Origin of the sequence: Bradyrhizobium sp. NBAIM08 (assembly GCF_020193935.1) — a bacterium.
Lineage (GTDB): Bacteria > Pseudomonadota > Alphaproteobacteria > Rhizobiales > Xanthobacteraceae > Bradyrhizobium > Bradyrhizobium yuanmingense.
This window is the reverse complement of sequence record NZ_JADYVR010000024.1, coordinates 35,788-51,239: the sequence shown is the minus strand read 5'-3', so window position 1 is coordinate 51,239 and position 15,452 is coordinate 35,788. Positions and strand designations below refer to the sequence as shown.

Sequence of the window (15,452 nt, the reverse complement as noted above, 5' to 3'; positions counted from 1 at the left end):
ATGAGGGAGGAGGACGGTGCGGACCATCCCATTAATGGTGACGCAAGCGGCCAAGCGGAAAGCTGTCGCCCATCTCCGTGGAGCCTTCGGGATGAGCGAACTGCGGGCGTGTAAAGTCATCGGCTGCTGCTTTATGACGATGAGCAAGGCGACCCGGGCGGATGATGCCGGCCAACGCCAAGCGCGAGAGGGTGATCGCCGAGGTAGGTCGCCGTTTCGGCTGTCGACGCCCGCACATGCTGCTCAAGCGGGAGGGCTATCTGGTCAACCACAAGGCTACGGCGCCATGGCGGCCGTAAGCGGGCAATTGGGACTATGGCGCTGATATGGCGGCCGATGATCTCCAACGATCGTTGGAGGCTCCCACTTTCTATCGGACCAGCTGACCGACGTCCGTCCCTTCCGTATTCTGACCATTGTCTGGCACTGGTGGCCGATCCCTTGCTCCCGGCACCCGGGTGGCGCGGGAGCTAGACCGGCTGATCACCGAACGCGGGAAGCCCAAGACGCTGGTCAGCGACAACGACACCGAACTCACAGCAACGCAATTCTGACGTAAGCCGATACAGAGCCGCGCTACCTAGCAGTACATCGCGGGGCAAGCCCATGCAGAACGCGTTCATCGGGAACTTTAACACGGCGACATTCGCCGAATTAAGGAGGCTCCCAACTGTGACAGGCCTATGAGTACTGTGGGCAGACCACTGGCAACGGTGCCGCGCCGGGCTTTCGGTGAGGATAACCGGTGCAGAAATTCTTGATGCAGTACGGATTCTTGCCGCTTCCGCACTTTTGGCAGCGGGTGACGCAATCCTCGTAGGTCACTCCGGGTCGTATCTGCTCAATCAGCATAGGTTCTCGCTGAGTTTTCTGAGCCAGAACTGGACCGAGGAGTAACACGGCAAGGAGTAGTCCAATCGGGTATTTCATATGCTCCTCCTCCTGTCGTAAAGGGAGATTCGATGCGGACGGTGATGTCTGCCGAACTCCTGGTCAAGGCAAGCTCACAGCCAAAGTCCCAGCGAGACCGCTCTCTGGGCGGATTCAAGCAGCTCAGAATGACACGTCAATATTCTCGCCAGCCCGCGGAGTATTTGGCGCGTCCCGTCCATCAGCGAAAAAAAGGTCTCACAGATTAATGGCGATCGCAGCTATGCGCAGCCGCTGCCAGATGAGTCGAATTTCGGCGACTGATCCGAGTTAGACGCAGGATTACAGCGACAAAGGGCGAATCGCGCATCAACTAGGATTGCAAACATTGGTATAGTTAGCTTGAAGATTTGGCTGGCGAGGCACGGGGATACAGCGTGCCGCTTCGCCAAGCAGGCGCACACCAGAGTCAACTGTTGCGCCGGTGTCAGTTGATGCAGGCACTTGAAATGCCGACGCCGCACGTGACGTGCGGGCGAGATGCGGCGCCACGACGGTGCGCGGCGACTCTCCGCATGGCATCAGCAGGAGGCGAGAATGCACAACAGCTCTCATAATACCCTCCATGTACAGTAAAGCGCTGTGGCGTCTGCGGCGGATAGTTCGGGCTGATCCGCCACGACTCTTGGCGAACTGTTCTTTGCTCCAGGAAATGCGTGGACCGTTTCACGGCTCGCCGGGAGGCCGACCAGAGATGGTTCGCGGGTCGCACTGGTTTAATGCGCCCCACTCAGTACCAAGCAGACTTTGACGGAGAGCTTAGGAAGGTCCGCACGCAGTTGTTTCATTGAGCGGCTGTGCTTGAAGCAACGCGAGCCTAGTGATTGAAGCTAAAGAAGGACGCGCTATGCGCCGCCGCAAGTGGAGCGCGCGGGGAACGTCGGCCGGTCGCCGTCTGCACCATGGTGGCGCTCGGGACCATTGGCTAAGCTCACCCCGGCCGACCCGCCACTTAAGTGGTCGGCGTTCAGGCGATCGGAGGGCATAGACATGGGAGACGCCCGGCGGATCGGCGCCCGCCCCATGGCCGGTCGTCCGCCGTATAGGCCCAGAGCTGACCCGTCTTGGGGCGCGTGTCGTCTCGTCGGCGAACAGCTTTGGCCGTTGCTTGAGCTTGCCAAGGAGGCGCTCATGTAACGGACGCAGATGGAAGACCGCCTGCCGCACCCGGTCCGCCACGGCCAAACTCAATACCCTGGCGGTAAATCTGGGCCTGCCGATAGAGCGGCAGGTGATCGGCATATTTAGACACCAGAACCTGGGCGACGGCGGCTTCGGTCGGCAGTCCGCCCTCGATCGACCGTGTCGGGGCCGGTGCCTGCATGACACCGTCTTAGCAAGCAGGGCAGGCGTATTTGGGACGCCGCGTCACGAGGATCCGGAACCGCGCCCGAACCGGGTCCGGCCGCTCGCTTCTATCCTCGCCAATCCGATGTAGCTCGCTCTGGCACCAGGCACATGTCTTGTTCTCAATGTCAACGACGAGCTCGATCCGCGCCAGGTGCGTCGGCTAGGCGTCACGGTTGCCGCGGCGCCTACGGCTCGCACCTCACGGCCTTCAGCTGGCGCTGACGTCCTGCGCCATCTCGCTGTACGCTGTCACCTGCTCGACGTCCTCCAGGCCCGGCAGCATCTGATCTTCAGGCAGTGTCTCTGCTGGCCGGCCAAACCGATGCCGCTGCAATTCCTTGATGATCTGACGCAGTCGTTCGCTCTCGCACCGCTCGGCAAGCAGCTTTGCACGTCTCGGGATCGTCAGGCAGGGCCTCGCTAACACCCAATTCAGAGCATATTCGCCGCCATCAGGGCGACGCGTCTGGCGCTTCTGATTCACTTCGCCGCAGCGCCGCCAACAACTATCCAGCTGCGTTGGCGCCGGCGTCTTTCGTCGCGCGTGGACACGCCGCCAGTCGAAGCCTTCGAGCAATGCCGACAATTCGCCGCCGACAGGTACTACGCCATACTCGAACTTCGGCCAGCGGAAGATCCCATCATCGAGCCGCTTGACGAACAAACACGGGCCCGTTCCGGCCCAGAACACTAGCTTGATCCGATCCGCCCGCTTCCGGAACACATAGACAGCTCCCGAGAACGGATTTGCCCCCATGCTCTCGCACGCCGGCTAACAAGCCCCTCCATTCCCATGGAGAAGTCTACCGGTTTGGTCGCCACCATCACCCGGACCGCACCCGACGGCCCGATCACCAGCTCACCTTCAGCGCCTGGATGATCGACGCAATCATCGTCGGGTCCGCACCACGGACGCCCGGATCGTGATGCCGTCAACTTCGATCTCGATGACCCCGGCCTTGGCCTTGCGGCGCACCGCTTTGCGCTCGCGCCCAAGTGCGGCCGCCGGCACTACGGCATCCACCACCGCCGGCACAAACTGTACTTTTTCTGCTTCGAAATGACCGCGCGCTGCTGCTCGCAACTGACGGCGCCAGCAAAACAGCTGCTGCGGCGACAATCCATGCTGTCGCGTTACCGAGCCGAGCCGCCACTCGTAACGATCTCCGCAACAGCCCGGGCCTTGTCCTCGTCGTTCCACTTCCGCCGACGGCCGGCTCGGTTGAAGACCTGGAGCCGCCGCACCGGCTCCGTGATAGTAGTATGCACTGTGCCCATTCTAAACCTAACGGGTCCAAACCGAACCGCAGCCTCGCAGATCACCCCGTCACCCCACCGAACAGCGCTTACCGTTAACCGGCTCGCGGCGTAAGTGTCCTTCTTGACGTGCTCAATCCCGAGATGATTCTGACGATCACAACTTCAGCGGGACCAGACGGGCTTCCTTGGGGTTGCCCGCAGCGACTTCTCATGGGGGCGGGAAGCAGGCGGCGTGTCGAAAACCTTTGCATTTCTTCTTCATTCGGTCGATTTTCTGTATACCGGTGGCATTTATCAATGAAGTTCATCTCCGTGGCAGCAACTATGCGATACGATCGAATAGACGCCCGCATCCTCGAGATCGTGCAAAAGAACAACCGACTGACTTCCGATGTCATCGGCGAAATGGTCGGGCTTTCCGCTACCGCGTGTCAGCGACGACTGAAGCGACTCCGCTCGGAAGGCATCATCGAGGCCGACATCTCGATCGTTTCGCCGAAGGCGGTTGGCAGACCCATTCAAATGCTACTGCTGGTAAGCCTGGAGCGGGAAAGTTCGGAAATAGTCGATAAGTTCAAAAAGGCCATCAAATCGTCCGCTGAAGTCGTGAATGGATTCTACGTTACTGGCGACGCGGACTTCCTTTTATACATTACTGCGCCCACCATGGAGGACTATGAGCAGTTCACCAGGCGGTTCTTCTATACGAACCCAAACATCAAGGCGGTCAAGACGATGGTCGTAGTAGACCGCGTAAAGGTAGGTTTCGCTGTGCCAGTTGAAGCCTCGTCGGAGGATTGACGAAAACTCCGATGTCCGCGCCTGCATCCAGGGGAATGTTGCAAACAGGAATGTAAGAGCTCGCTGAAGTGCGCGACACTGCGGCGAATGACCATAGTGGGGTCGATGCGGATCGCCAGAGTCGTGGTCGAGGCAGCGACCATAGGCATCGCCTCTATGTCCAAGGCGCCGATCGAATTCGTCGCGAAGTCGATGTAGCTCTTTTCAACGTTCTGCCCCGCCGTTCGCAAGTAGAAAATGGTGAGCAGAAGCTGGCGCCTAGCGCCCCGACTGACCTAAGTCGGCGTGATCTTTCACCCCGACTATCTAGCCTGCTAGGTTCACGACCCCCCGTCGTCCGCGCGACAAGTGCGAGTCGTTCAGTCGACCATGCGGGGATTAAGGGGGTATCTCAGCGTTCGTCACGGTCGGGGCAGCCGGCACCAGATGTACTATCCGATAATCGTTCTCATGCAGGTAGCGCAAGAACGGCATCGTGGCGGCCGTTCGGGCCTGGGCGTCGTGCAGCAGAATGACACCCTTTCTCGCGGTCGTTAGCCGCTCGATCAGATTCCGTAGTTCTCGATCTGGGGTTATATTCGCCCAATCGCTCGCCCAAAGGTCAGCACCGAACACAGCAATCCCGCGTGACTTCAAGTGGTCGAGCACCGCAGGGGGCGAGTCGAAATAGGGAAACCGAAAGAAATTTGCCGACGGAGTTGTGATCGAGACGCCGTTGAGCGCCAGTTCATCGGCCGCAATGCCTCGATCGATATCTTCCGTAGCCTGTTCGAGCGGAATCTTCGACATCATAGGATGCGACCAGCTATGGTGCCCAACTGTGTGCCCCTCGGTGGCAATGCGGCGGACGAGCTCGGGGAATGCTGCGGGGGACCTGCCGACCAGGAAGAACGTGGCCCGCACGCATTTCTGCGCGAGTGCCGTCGGCACCTTTTCTGTATTCGGGGGCCGTGGTCCATCATCGAAGGTAAGGACGACCTCATGGTCCGCCAGAGGAAGGGTTTCTGGAAAGCTTCCCAGCCCCACGCGCGGATAGGTCTCCGCATCGACAGCGAGCACGCGCGATGTGCCGAGCGCATACTGCCGCGGGCAGTTGGCGGAATTTGCCACCGCGCTGCCGGCAAACAACGCTGTCACAGCGCCGGCGAGCCGTTTAGCCAATCTGTGCAGGCGCATCCTTCTCATTGCGCTCGGCGCGACCTTGAGGCCAGTGTCGTGCCCGCAGGCTATTCGATGCACGTCGCCGGATTGCTGCGCATTGAGGTATATGGCGCGTAAAAACGTCATCAAGCCTAAGCGATGCGACGAAAGCGACGTCCATAACAATTGAACTCACTTTGGCTGCGTTCCTCATAGGTGGATCCTCAGCACTCCGTATCAAGTGCAATGGTACCAAAGGATCTTGATCAGCTTGCCGCGTTTGCCACGGAACACATAGAGGTCGCCGCCGTGCGGGTCGCACGTGAACGCTTCCTGCACCAGCAAGGCCAGCGAGTTCATGCCGCGACGCATATCGGTGTGAGCGGTCGCAATCTATACCCGCACGCCCGACACAATGGATATCATCACCGCCGTCCATCGGCCAGTGCCGCGACCGCGGCCTTCAGCATCGCCGCGTCGACGGTGCCTGGATCCGGGTATTGTCCAGAATGTTTCGCACTTTTGATCAGGCGATGATCTGAGACCGGCAAACTGGACCATTTTTGGCTAGAGTTGCGCTGCGTAAATCCCCTCGGCTGGGAGAAGCGGACAACGATGAAGGCCTCGAAGTTTTCGGACGCCCAGAAGGCGTTTATCCTGAAGCAGGGCAACGACGGGGTCCCAGCCGGGATCAGCCAGGCGACCTATTTCAACTGGAAGAAAAAGTACGACGGACTGCTGCCGACCGAGATGCGCCGGTTGAAGCAGCTCGAGGACGAGAACGCCAAGCTGAAGAAGCTGGTGGCGGACCTATCGCTCGACAAGGAGATGCTACAGGACGTGATCCGCCGAAAGCTGTGAAGCCTGGTCGGAAGCGCAAGCTCGTCGATGAGGTTTGCGGTGAGTGGCAGGTCTCGATCCGCAAGGCTTGCAAGGCCCTCGAGTTCGATCGATCGACCTATCACTACAAATCTCGTCGCTCCGGCCAGGCGGCCCTCGAAGCTCGGATCAAGGAGATCTGCCATGTTCGCGTCCGCTACGGCTATCGCCGTGTCCATGTGCTGTTGCGCCGCGAAGGATGGCGTCACGGCCAGAACAAGACCCGCCGCGTCTATCGCGAACTGGGCCTGCAATTGCGTAACAAATCGCCAAAGCGCCGGGTCAAGGCCAAGCTGCGCGATGACCGCCGGCCAGCGACGCGGGTCAACGAGATCTGGGCGATGGACTTTGTCCATGACCAGCTGGCAACCGGCGGCAAGCTCCGGGTGCTCACGATCATCGACATTTTCTCTCGCTTCTCGCCGGCGCTGGAGCCGCGGCTCACCTTCCGCGGCACCGATGTCGTGGATGTTCTGGAAAGGCTTTGCAATGAAGTGGGAATCCCTGCCACGATCCGCGTCGATCAAGGCAGCGAGTTTGTGTCGCGCGACCTCGATTTGTGGGCCTACCAGCGCGGTGTCACGCTGGACTTCTCACGGCCAGGCAAGCCGACCGACAACGCCTTTATCGAAGCCTTCAATGGGCGCTTCCGGGCCGAATGTCTCAATGCCCATTGGTTCCTGTCCCTTGCGGACGCCCAGGAAAAGGTTGAGACTTGGCGAAGATACTATAACGAGGAACGGCCCCACGGGGCGATCGGCAATCGGCCGCCGATTTTGCTGCAAAAACACGTCGGCGCTACCAGCCCGCCAACGTGATCAGAGGCGCAAAACTCTAATTCTAGCTGGTCCAAAGTTCGGTCTCGCTGCAGCGACGGCTCCGGTTTCAGAGAGTTGTGGCTGATAGAGCGGTCGCATGTTCATGTAGCATTTGGTCGACCACGCGGTTCCGGCAATGTGCCGCAGCCGGGCCGCCGCCAAGTTGAGACAGGATTGACCGTCGGGGAAGGCGCCGACGACACGGGTTCGTCGCCGGATCTTCTTCATGATGCGCTCGAGCGGATTGTTCGTTCGAATCTTCCGCCAATGGATGTCCGGAAAGGCATAGTAGGCGAGCGTCTCGTGAACCGCCTGCTCGACGAGATCAGCAGCTTTGGCCATACGGCTTGCCCGCAGATCCGCGATGACGGTCCTGGCTTTGTCGTCGGCCGCGGCGCGGCTCTCCTGGGCATGAATGGCCTTGAGCATGTGGCTCACCTCGCGGACCCGGGTCGACGGCACGTGGCTGAAGACATTGCGATAAAAATGCACCATGCATCGTTGATAGCGGGCCTCCGGCAGATAATCCGCAACGCTTTCGACATGACCTCGGCACGCATCGGAAACAACCAACTGCACGCCCCTGAGACCGCGATCGACGAGATGCCGCAGAAACGATGACCAGCCGGATTTGTCCTCCTTGGCGCCCTCACAGAAGCCGAGGATCTCTCGGAACCCCTCGGCATTGACCGCCGAGGCCACCAGCAGCGAGACGTTGCGAACCTCACCAGCCCAGCTGCGCTTCATCACGATGCCGTCGAGATAGAGATATGGATGCTCGCCTTCGATCCTGCGATTCCGCCACGCCTCGATCTTGGTATAGATCTTGTTCAGGTTCGACACTGTGCTCGGGCTGACCCGGGTGCCCCACAGCGCCTCCGTGATGTCTTCGACCCGCCGAACCGAAATTCCGGCCAGATACATCTCGATCAGCGCCTCCTCGACCGAGCTCTCCCGCCTCCGGTAGCGCTCGATAATCGCCGTCTCGAAGGTTTGCCGCCGTAGCTTCGGGACCTTCAGATTGACGTCGCCCCCCTTGGTGTGCAGCGTTCGCTCGTAGCTGCCTGCCCGTGTGTCCTGCCGGGCCGGGCTGCGCTCATACTGCCCAGCCCCGCACAGCTGGTCCGCTTCGGCCTCCAGCATGGCGTTCAGGGTCTCTTCCACCGTCCCGCGGACCATCTCGCCCAGGTGATCTCGAATCCGGGCCTCATCAATTTGGATCACCTGACCCATGGCATTCCCATCGTTCATTCAAAGCCCCTTCATTCTAGAAGAAGCCGTCAATCCTGAAAGTGCGAAAGACTCTGTACGTTATCGTGATCCGCATCCGAACCCCGGCAGCAAACTCGATCTCGATCAATCCGCCGCTGCTTGCCGGCGCGACTGGACAAGGCGCCGGCGCTGATTCCGCGACCACCATCTCCGTTACGAAGCTAGGTTGATGGGCGGCATCCTTCGGCTCAGGCCGAGCGACCGTCGCCATCGCGGAAACAATGAGCGCGAAACAGCGTTGCCGCGACTTGACGCGGCGCCTGTAAACTCTCCAGGACGATCTTGAGCTTCTCATCCTCGGACCAGCGCAGTCGCCGGCCCGTGTCCACCACTTCAAGCCCTTCGACTTGGGCACTGCGCCTATCACTGATGGGGTGGACGCCCCCTCACAGCTTCATTGTGGCAAAGTGGCGCCGCGCATCATTCGAAACGGAGGTTCCCATGTCAGGAGTTGGTACAATTGGGCTGGATCTTGCGAAACACGTGTTTCAAGTACATGGCTCGAGCGTTTCAGGAGCCGTGGTCTTCCGCAAGAAGCTGCGACGGGATCAGGTACTCAAGTTTTTCGCCACGCAGCCGGCCTCTACGGTCGCCATGGAAGCATGCGCGAGCAGCCATCATTGGGGGCGAGAGATCGCAAAATTGGGGCATCAGATTCGTCTCATTGCACCGTCTTACGTCAAGCCGTTTGTGAAGCGGCAAAAGAACGACGCAGCCGATGCGGAAGCGATCTGTGAAGCCGCACAGCGGCCAACCATGCGTTTCGTAGCAATAAAAACAGAGGAGCAACAGGCAGCGTCCCTAGTATTTCGTGCTCGCGTTCTACTGGTTCGCCAGCGAACCCAGGTCATCAATGCAATACGAGGCCATCTGGCTGAGTTCGGGATCGTCGTCGCAAAGGGGCCGTGTCACGTCGCCAAACTCCTGGAAAGGATAGCAGATACTCCCACGATGGCCCAATCGATCCTACAATTGCTCGTCGATCTGTTGCAGTCCCTGGATGAGAAGATCGCACGTTTAGACCAAGAACTTGCCCATCGTATTAAAGCGGATACGGAAGCCAAGCGATTGATGACTATTCCTGGTATAGGACCTGTTACCGCGACAGCGCTTGTTGCATTAGCCCCGACTGCTCAGGCCTTCAAGAAGGGCCGCGATTTTGCAGCTTGGCTCGGTCTAACACCGCTGCAGCGCTCAACCGGAGGAAAACAGAAGCTTGGCGAGACCTCTCGAATGGGTGAGCGAACACTGCGCAGACTACTGATCATCGGCGCAAGTGCTGCGGTGCGATGGGCAAGGCTCAAGGGCTCTTCTAACCAATGGCTCATGAACATGCTGAATCGTAAGCCACCCATCCTGGTGACTGTGGCGCTTGCCAACAAGATGGCGCGCATAGTCTGGGCATTGATGGCAAGAGGCGGAACGTATCGAGCTCCCGCTATGGCGGGCTAGCTTCACTGCTACCCGCGGTGCGAGAAGGTCGAACGGAGAGTATGGCGCAAAGGTCAGAGACGGGATCGGGAAAACCAGGTTATGGACACGCGCCCCGAGCGCGCATCACTGAATTGGACCCGCTCCGCGAACTCCCATGCGGGCCGGCGGCACGTAACGGCCGCATCAGAGGCCGGACACATGTCAGCACCCGACCGCGCTCCTTGCTCGTTCCAAAGATTCTTCTTGCATCATTGGGGGCGTCCACACATGTCCATAAGGACAGTACTCAACAACACGCCTCATTCGGCAACGCGGCCTTCACCGCACGGATACGGAAAGCAGACATCAAGTACGCACCAAACCGGCACTCTCCTGCGCTAAAGCCATCGGTGCCGGTGTTCACAATCCTTCCACGTTAAGGACCGAGCAGCGGCGCCGGGCACGTTCACAGATGGCTAGCTTGTTCCGGGGATGTTGATTGAACACACCGGCGAACCGGGCGTACCCGGTGTCCGACGTCTGAGCACACGCGTCGTCGCATCAGGTTCTCTCGCTGCGGAGAGCCTTGCAACCGAGAGTTTCGCCTCGGTTGGACCGTAGATGTCCTGGCTCCAGCGGAGGACTAACGCTATCTGCCGCCACGTTTAGGATCATCGAGCGGCATTTCGGACGCAGTGCGGTCGGGCACGTCTTCCTTCCATCGCACTGATCCGAATGGGCGCTCCAGCAAGCGGCGGACGCGTACCGGGTCAGGACCAACATGAAAAGCCGAAGCGCGCCGATCTAGCGCGCGCTCCGACTGAGTCGAGCGATTGCGCTGGCGCAAATAGTCTAGCCAAGTCGGGCAGTGATAGCGCTCGATCCATAGTTCTGGGTCGGCGATGTCACGCGCAATCGACCAACCATAGGCCCCGTTGCGTTGTCGCAATAGCTGCACATTCTGCATGACGTTGTGAAAGGCCCGCGCATTCTCCTGCGAGACGCGATATGCGATCTCGACTACCAGCGGGCCACTCCGAGCGGTGAGCGTTAGCCGTACCTCGGGATCGGCGAGCGACTCGGTATCCTGCTCACTTGCCGTGATGGGGGGCATTCGAAGCCAGAGTCCTAGGAGTGGAGAGAGTAGCATGAGTGCCGAGGAAGCCAGCAGCGCGACCTCAACACCGGCGCCATCCGTGAGGCGCCCCCAGACCCAGCTGCCGATCGCAATTCCTCCCGAGATTGCAGCCTGGTAGGCCGCAAGCGATCGGCCAGCCACCCAACGCGGAGCGGAGAGCTGTACGGCAATGTTGAACAGCGTCATCGTCGTCGTCCACACCGCGCCTGCCAACAGCAGAGCGGCCGCCGTGATTATCGAATTATCGCTCAGGGCGACCGCAGCGATGGCGCTCCCCATCGACAGGGCGCAGGCACGCACCGCTGCCTCGCCGCTCATTCGCTTGCGCACCTCGCCTATGAAGACCGCTCCCACAACCGCTCCAAGGCCGAAGGCGCCAAGTATGACGCCATAGGTCTGCGCACCTCCATGCAAGAGATCGCGCGCAATAAGCGGCATCAGCGCCGAAATCGAACCGCCCATCATACCGGTCAAAAACGTGCGCGTCAGCACGATCTTGATTGACGGCGAGTTGGTAATATAGCGTACGCCTGAGACAATGGCGCGGCTCAGTTGTTCGCGCGGCAGCCGCGACGGCTCGGCGACGCGCTTCCAAAGGAACAGTGCGACCAGCAGCGGCAGATAGAAGCATGCATTCAGCGCGAAGGCGGCAACGGCGCCCGCGGTCGCAACCACAATACCGCCGATTGCGGGCCCAAAGCTGCGCGCAATGTTGTAACTGATCCCGTTGAGCGCAACCGCAGCCGGCAGCGTGGCGGGCGGCACCTGCTCGCTGACAGAGGATTGCCAGGCAGGCCCCCTCAATGCCATGCCGCTGCCCATAACAAAGCAAAGCACCAGCAACAAGGTCGGCGTAGTGAAGCCCGACCATTCGACTATGGTTAGCGCGATGGCGCCGCAAAGCTCAATCCAGAGCGCAACCAGAGCGACAATGCGACGGTCGTGCATGTCGGCAATAGCGCCAGCTGGCATTGCAATCAGCATTATCGGCAGCAGAAGCGCCGTCTGCACCAGCGCGACCTGGTCCGCGGACGACGTCATCTGAGTCATTGCCCAGGCCGCTCCGACGCCTTGCATCAGGATGCCAAAATTGGCGAGCAAGCTGGCGAGCCAGACGCGTCGGTAGGTCCGAAAGCGTAATGGAACGATGATCCCGTCGGAGCTGAATGTCTGTGGCCTGGATGGATCGATCATTCCTCTCGACCTCGCCCCTTCCCGCATGATTTCCGGATCAGATCTGTTCCGCCAAGCTTGACCGCAACCAACTGCTCAAGTGCTTTCCCAATTCCGTTTGGGCATTTGCGTTTGGGAGCAGCGCCAAAGAGCCACAGTTCTCGGGCAAATCTGTTTGGTACTTGTCTCCTCGCGCAGCGTGAGTGTGACCTCTCGCTGTGAGCATGGACGCAACCGAGACTTGTGAGTTGCTTGGACGGAGTTGGGCCATCGTCCGGAAGAAGTGCCATGATGTCCCGTGACTGGAACAGAATCGCGGCGCCCGAATACGCTCGTCTGCCGGGTCAGGCGCTTCAGTTGAAAAACGCTTAGGCCGATTGCATGACGTCGTGAACGTGACATTGAGGTCACGATGATTCGGTGTGATGTCGCTACCTTTGTGTCGCAACGGATGGGGCGCGATCCTCGCTTGTTTGACGCTCACTGCTACCCGCGAAATCTGAAGAGAATTCTCAGACCCTCGATAGCAGCGGAAAGTACAGCAGCGAGAAAGCCGGTTTTTCGCGTTCTATGCGAGTGAGCGGTGAAAACGCGCACAAACGGGTCCATCTGTGGAGCAAGATGTCGAGTCCAGCTCACTCAATCGTCTGCAGACTCAATTGGAATTGCAAAGCCAACCTTTACACGGTCTACAATAACCATCGTCTTAAAACCCTTGATGTTTGGGTTCTCATAGAAGAAGCGACGCGTGAACTGCTCATAATCGTCCATGGTGCGCGCTGTAACGTACAGGACAAAATCAGCATCGCCGGTGACGTAAAATCCATTCACGACCTCAGCTGACGATTTGATGGCCTTCTTGAATCTATCGATTATATCCGTGCGCTCCCGCTCGAGGCTCACTAGCACGAGCATCTGAAGAGGTCTTCCTACAGCTTTTGGCGAGACGATCGAGACATCGGCCTCAATGATACCGTCTGAACGAAGCCGCTTCAGGCGTCGTTGACATGCAGTAGCAGAAAGCCCTGCCATTTCGCCAATCACCTCGGAAGTTAGACGATTGTTCTTTTGCACGATCTCGAGGATGCGGGCGTCTGTTCGATCATACTGCATAACGGCTCCAGCCTTGGGGTGAATCGCAGCGCCAACTGCCTGTACGTTGCAGGAAATCTTCCGAACGTCAGGAGATACGACGCAAATATGTGCGTCACATCAGTATCCTGAATGCATAGGCATTTCAACAAAAGGGCGTGCCGGACTTACAGATGGTCTTTCAAACTATCCAGCAGCCGGTGCCCGCGCCGCCGGAAGGAGTAAGGCTGCGCGGAGTAATCCGTCGCAGCGGATGTCGTGCTCGTGGCGTGAGTGAAGGTGTGTTGTTTGCAAGGGAAGCGGCGTTCGAAGTGCCGCCATCGTTCGCCTCGGTGATGAGCGGAAACGCATTGCGGCCGCCGACGAGTCCGGCGTTGGGCGCGCCGCCTTGGTCTTGTGTGCGACTTCGACCCGATTCATGCGCCTGAACTTACGCGAGTATAGGTGTGGGGGCGATCGTCGCCTCAAAGTTGGTTGGCCGATATCCATCCATGTACTGATGGAAGCGGCTGGTCTCGTCCATCAAGACTCAACGTGCGGTCTCGTTGAGCCAAAATACGTTCGCTTCGCGAACCTCGCAGCTTGAACAGAGGGTGGTGCACAATGGCAATCAACATCAAAGAAATTAGTGAAAAAGACAAAAACAGCGTTCTGCATCCTTTCACGCATCTCAAGGACTTTGCGACCGGTAAGCTTGGCGAGCCGACGGTCATCGAAACCGGAAAGGGTATCCGAATCCAGGACGCCAGCGGCAATCAGCTCATCGATGGTTTCGCCGGCATGTACTGCGTCAATGTAGGTTATGGTCGAACCGAAGTCGCTGAAGCGATCTCACGTCAGGCCTATCGCCTCGCGTACTACCATTGCTACGCGGCGCATACGACGGATGAGCTCGCGATCCTCTCCGATCGTCTCGTCAAGATGGCCCCGGGGAAGATGAGTAAGGTCTTCTACGGCATGTCCGGTTCGGATGCCAATGAGACGCAGGCGAAGCTCGTCTGGTACTACAACAATCTTCGAGGTAAGCCCAAAAAGAAGAAGATCATCGCGCGCGAGCGTGGCTATCACGGTTGCAGCGTCCTTTCCGGTTCAATGACCGGTATGAGCTTCTACCATGACTATATGGATCTTCCGCTGTCGCAGATTGTGCGCACTGGTGCCCCGCATTACTACTGGGGCTGCGATCCTGGGGAGACCGAGCGCGAATTCTCGGCGCGTCGCGCCGCTGAGCTCGACCAGCTCATTGAGCGTCTCGGTCCGGACACTGTGGGCGCCTTCATCGCCGAGCCGGTGCTCGGCACGGGCGGTATCACGCCGCCTCCGGTGTGCTACTGGGAAGCAATCCAGGCTGTGCTCAAGAAGCACGACGTTCTTTTGATCGCCGACGAGGTAATCACCGGCTTCGGTCGCACTGGCTCGATGTTTGGCTCGGAGCACTATGGAATCGAGCCCGACCTGATCACGATCGCGAAGGGGCTCACTTCGGGCTACTTCCCGCTCTCCGCAGCGATCGTCGGAGACAAGGTCTACAAGGTTTTCGAAGGCGGCGCTGACAAGGTCGGCGCATTTTCGCATGGCTATACCTATTCGGGTCACCCCATCGGAGCTGCTACGGCAAACGCCGTACTTGACATTGTGGAACGAGAGAATCTTCCTGGCAATGCGCGGGAAGTCGGCGCCTACTTCCAAGCCCAGCTCAAGGAGAAATTCGCGCAGCTGCCGATTGTCGGGGAAGTGCGCGGGGTCGGACTGATGGGAGCCATCGAGTTCGTTGCCGATCGCGATAAGAAGAAGCGGTTTGATGCGTCTCTTAAAGTTGGTGCCCGCGTTTCCAAGGCGGCCCGCGACCGGGGTCTGATCGCTCGCCCGATGCCGCACGGCGACATTCTCGGTTTCGCCCCGCCGCTCGTCACCACCAAGGCTGAAATCGATGAAATCGTTTCAATTGCCGAGAGTGCTATCCGCTCGATCATGGACGAGCTCGTTCGCGACAGTGAGAAAATCTAAGAAAGGCTAAAGAGTGGTGGCCGCAGACGTTGCGGCCGCCATTTTCAAGAAAAGCTCCTGCGCTGAAAGCCGATTGTGAGCATCATCGGATTGTCTCACGCGCTCATGGATCTTTCCGGCGACGGCCTTTTTCCAGGGGTAACGGTATTGGGCATCGTGCCAAGAAATCAACCAAGACA

The 15,452-nt window shown here is 59.1% G+C and carries 12 protein-coding genes and 2 pseudogenes; 6 read left to right on the top strand and 8 right to left on the bottom strand.

Translation table 11 applies throughout. The features are described from left to right. Positions 1-161 precede the first annotated feature (161 nt). Positions 162-299, top strand: a complete 138-nt coding sequence (locus I6F37_RS37290) for a hypothetical protein (protein ID WP_225154079.1) — start codon at positions 162-164, stop codon at positions 297-299. A 1,612-nt stretch (positions 300-1,911) separates the two neighbouring features. On the opposite strand, the pseudogene I6F37_RS37285 reads toward I6F37_RS37290, so the two are convergent. The 3 genes and pseudogenes from I6F37_RS37285 to I6F37_RS37275 form a co-directional block, all read right to left on the bottom strand. Then, positions 1,912-2,711: pseudogene (locus I6F37_RS37285) on the bottom strand (transposase); the annotation flags it as partial. A 125-nt stretch (positions 2,712-2,836) separates the two neighbouring features. Further along, positions 2,837-3,037: pseudogene (gene tnpB, locus I6F37_RS37280) on the bottom strand (IS66 family insertion sequence element accessory protein TnpB); the annotation flags it as partial. Between the two features lie 132 nt (positions 3,038-3,169). Further along, the gene (locus I6F37_RS37275) at positions 3,170-3,400 is read right to left on the bottom strand and encodes a hypothetical protein (RefSeq protein WP_249786645.1); all 231 of its coding nucleotides are present in this window, start codon (positions 3,398-3,400) and stop codon (positions 3,170-3,172) included. A 464-nt stretch (positions 3,401-3,864) separates the two neighbouring features. Between I6F37_RS37275 and I6F37_RS37270 the strand changes: the two genes are divergently transcribed. Continuing rightward, complete coding sequence (locus I6F37_RS37270; RefSeq protein WP_071917732.1) at positions 3,865-4,341, top strand: Lrp/AsnC family transcriptional regulator; 477 nt, start codon at positions 3,865-3,867, stop codon at positions 4,339-4,341. 378 nt (positions 4,342-4,719) lie between these two features. On the opposite strand, the gene I6F37_RS37265 is transcribed toward I6F37_RS37270, so the two are convergent. After that, complete coding sequence (locus tag I6F37_RS37265; RefSeq protein ID WP_225131281.1) at positions 4,720-5,517, bottom strand: polysaccharide deacetylase family protein; 798 nt, start codon at positions 5,515-5,517, stop codon at positions 4,720-4,722. A 201-nt stretch (positions 5,518-5,718) separates the two neighbouring features. Then, entirely contained in the window at positions 5,719-5,874 is a 156-nt protein-coding gene (tnpB, locus tag I6F37_RS37260; RefSeq protein WP_225131278.1) for an IS66 family insertion sequence element accessory protein TnpB, read from the bottom strand. 222 nt (positions 5,875-6,096) lie between these two features. Here tnpB (I6F37_RS37260) and I6F37_RS37255 point away from each other — a divergent pair. After that, a protein-coding gene (locus I6F37_RS37255; RefSeq protein ID WP_225148724.1) for an IS3 family transposase occupies positions 6,097-7,178 on the top strand; the annotation gives its coding sequence in 2 pieces (ribosomal slippage) (positions 6,097-6,337 and positions 6,337-7,178; 1,083 coding nt in all). Here I6F37_RS37255 and I6F37_RS37250 read toward each other — a convergent pair. Beyond that, positions 7,179-8,411 (bottom strand): IS256 family transposase, encoded by a 1,233-nt coding sequence (locus tag I6F37_RS37250; protein ID WP_225131268.1) that lies wholly within the window; start codon positions 8,409-8,411, stop codon positions 7,179-7,181. Here I6F37_RS37250 and I6F37_RS37245 point away from each other — a divergent pair. Beyond that, complete coding sequence (locus I6F37_RS37245) at positions 8,410-8,583, top strand: hypothetical protein (protein ID WP_225131267.1); 174 nt, start codon at positions 8,410-8,412, stop codon at positions 8,581-8,583. The genes I6F37_RS37250 and I6F37_RS37245 overlap by 2 nt on opposite strands. A gap of 308 nt (positions 8,584-8,891) precedes the next feature. Continuing rightward, complete coding sequence (locus tag I6F37_RS37240; RefSeq protein WP_225131265.1) at positions 8,892-9,902, top strand: IS110 family transposase; 1,011 nt, start codon at positions 8,892-8,894, stop codon at positions 9,900-9,902. Positions 9,903-10,512: 610 nt separating this feature from the next. Here the strand turns inward: I6F37_RS37240 and I6F37_RS37235 are convergent. Both I6F37_RS37235 and I6F37_RS37230 read right to left on the bottom strand, forming a co-directional pair. Next, the gene (locus I6F37_RS37235; protein ID WP_225131263.1) at positions 10,513-12,195 is read right to left on the bottom strand and encodes an MFS transporter; all 1,683 of its coding nucleotides are present in this window, start codon (positions 12,193-12,195) and stop codon (positions 10,513-10,515) included. 618 nt (positions 12,196-12,813) lie between these two features. After that, entirely contained in the window at positions 12,814-13,287 is a 474-nt protein-coding gene (locus tag I6F37_RS37230) for an Lrp/AsnC family transcriptional regulator (RefSeq protein ID WP_225131261.1), read from the bottom strand. Between the two features lie 582 nt (positions 13,288-13,869). Between I6F37_RS37230 and I6F37_RS37225 the strand changes: the two genes are divergently transcribed. Then, positions 13,870-15,273 (top strand): aspartate aminotransferase family protein, encoded by a 1,404-nt coding sequence (locus tag I6F37_RS37225; protein ID WP_225131259.1) that lies wholly within the window; start codon positions 13,870-13,872, stop codon positions 15,271-15,273. Positions 15,274-15,452: the final 179 nt, after the last annotated feature.